Origin of the sequence: Leyella stercorea, from assembly GCF_019052365.1 — a bacterium.
GTDB lineage: Bacteria > Bacteroidota > Bacteroidia > Bacteroidales > Bacteroidaceae > Prevotella.
The window spans coordinates 1-2,296 of sequence record NZ_JAHQUY010000140.1; the positions used below are offsets into that span (position 1 = coordinate 1).

General features: G+C 45.4%; 2 protein-coding genes. Both read left to right on the forward strand.

The genetic code is table 11. The features are described from left to right. Window positions 1–1,194, forward strand: a 1,194-nt coding sequence (locus tag KTQ90_RS13090; RefSeq protein ID WP_217318795.1) for a site-specific integrase, incomplete at its 5' end; no start/stop codon positions are given. 31 nt (window positions 1,195–1,225) lie between these two features. Continuing rightward, window positions 1,226–2,296 (forward strand): site-specific integrase (locus tag KTQ90_RS13095; protein WP_217318796.1); only part of this gene is annotated, 1,071 nt, incomplete at its 3' end.

A 2,296-nucleotide genomic window follows, 5' to 3' on the forward strand; every position in this document is an offset into this window, starting at 1 on the left:
AAAAAGAGCGGATTGGACAAGAACGGTAAGGCTCCCATCATGGGACGCATCACCCTCAACCGAACAATGGCGCAGTTCGGTTGCAAGTTGTCATGTACGCCAAAGTTATGGAATCCACGTGAGAGCAGACTTGACGGCAAGAGCAAGGAGGCTGTGGAAGTGAACGCCAAGATTGACAAGCTGTTGCTGGCAATAAACTCAGCCTACGAGTCACTTGTGGAGCGCAAGACGGATTTTGACGCAAAGGCGATAAAGGATCTGTTTCAATGCAGTGCAGACACTCAGATGACCTTGTTGAAGCAGCTTGACGCCATCATTGCGGACATTGAGTCAAGAATCGGCATCGACTACAAGAAAGGCACGCTGCCAAACTACCAGTACACTCGCCTGACATTGGGATTGTTCGTCAAGAAGCGTTATGGAACTGACGATGTGGCATTCGGTGAGCTTGACGAGCAGTTTATCCGTGAGTACATGGACTTTTGCTTGGACGAGAGAGGTCTTGCACTTGATACAGTCCGCCACTATCTCGCCATCTTGAAGAAGACCTGCCTAATAGCTTTCAAGGCAGGACACTCCGAGCGTTATCATTTCATGCACTTCAAGCTACCTCAAAAGAAAGAGAATCCACCAAAGGCATTGACACGTGAGGACTTCCTGAAAATTCGTGACCTCGAAATACCAGAGCGAAGAAAATCGTTGGCTTTGACCCGTGACCTTTTTCTTTTCGCCTGCTATACAGGCACGGCTTATGCCGATACTGTTTCCATCACGGAAGAAAACCTCTTTCGTGATGAGGAGGGCAGCCTTTGGCTGAAATACCACAGAAAGAAGAACAAGATGCTTGCACGTGTGAAGCTGCTGCCAGAGGCGCTTGCCATGTTGGAGAAATACAAAGACCCGACAAGACCTACTCTTTTACCGCCACAGGAATTTCGAGTGTTGAGAGGTAACATGAAAAGTCTCCGAGTACTATCTGGCATAAGTATGGATTTGGTCTATCATGTTGGACGGCACAGTTTCGCATCGCTCGTTACGCTCGAAGAAGGTGTTCCGATAGAGACTATCAGCAAAATGCTTGGTCACAACAACATTCAGACCACGCAAATCTATGCACGTGTCACCCCGAAAAAGCTATTTGAGGATATGGACAAGTTCATCGAAGCCAACAAAGACTTCAAGTTTGTCCTGTAATATTTTCACAAAATAAGAAAGGAACATAACAATGAGAAGTACATACAAGCAGTTTTATTATATCAACCGTGGCAGAGTAAAGGCAGACGGAACCACATCTATATTTTGCCGTATCACGATTGACGGCAAAGTGTCAGCCATAGCAACAGGTCTATACTGTGCTCCCGAAGAATGGGACACGAAAAAAGGTGAAGCCAGGAATGCAAGAGTGAACGGACAACTGCAAGCGTTCAGACTAAGAATTGACGAAGCCTACGAGCAGGCAACAAAGGAAAAGGGTATCGTTACCGCCGAGATTCTGAAGAATGTTATTGTTGATGCAAATACTATCCCGATGACATTGCTTGCCACTGGCGAGGAGGAGCGTGAACGCCTTAGGCTGCGCTCCATCCGTATTAACTCAACATCTTCTTATCGCCAATCTAAGACATCGCAGCTCAACTTGCGAGAGTTCATCGGGTTACGAGGAATGAATGACATTGCATTTGAAGATTTGACAGAGGAATTTGGCAAATCTTATAAGTTGTTCTTGATTGGCAAAGGTTATAGTGCATCCAATACGAACCATAATCTTTGTTGGTTGCAACGCTTGGTTTATATCGCTGTTGACAGAGGTCTGCTGAAATTCAATCCACTGGAAGATGTCGGATATGAAAAGAAAGGCTCACCAAAACGTAGACATATATCCAGAAATGACTTGCTGCTCATTATGGAGACTCCTATGGAAGATAAGGCTTTGGAGTTGGCACGAAGAATGTTTGTTTTCTCCAGTCTTACAGGTTTGGCTTATGTCGATTTACGTAACCTGTATCCACACCATATCGGGATGACGGCAGACGGTAGAAAATACATCCGTGAGAAAAGAGCAAAGACCAACAACGAAGCGTTCATTCCCTTGCACCCGATAGCTGAACAGATAATGTCGCTATACAATACAGCGGATGATAGCAAACCTGTTTTTCCTCTTTCTTCACGTGATTCCATGTGGTTTGAATTTCATTCACTCGGTGTGGCTTTGGGTATCAATGAGAACCTTACCGCACATGTTGCAAGACATACATTCGGAGTAAACATGGTTACTTCGGGCATATCAATGGAAAGC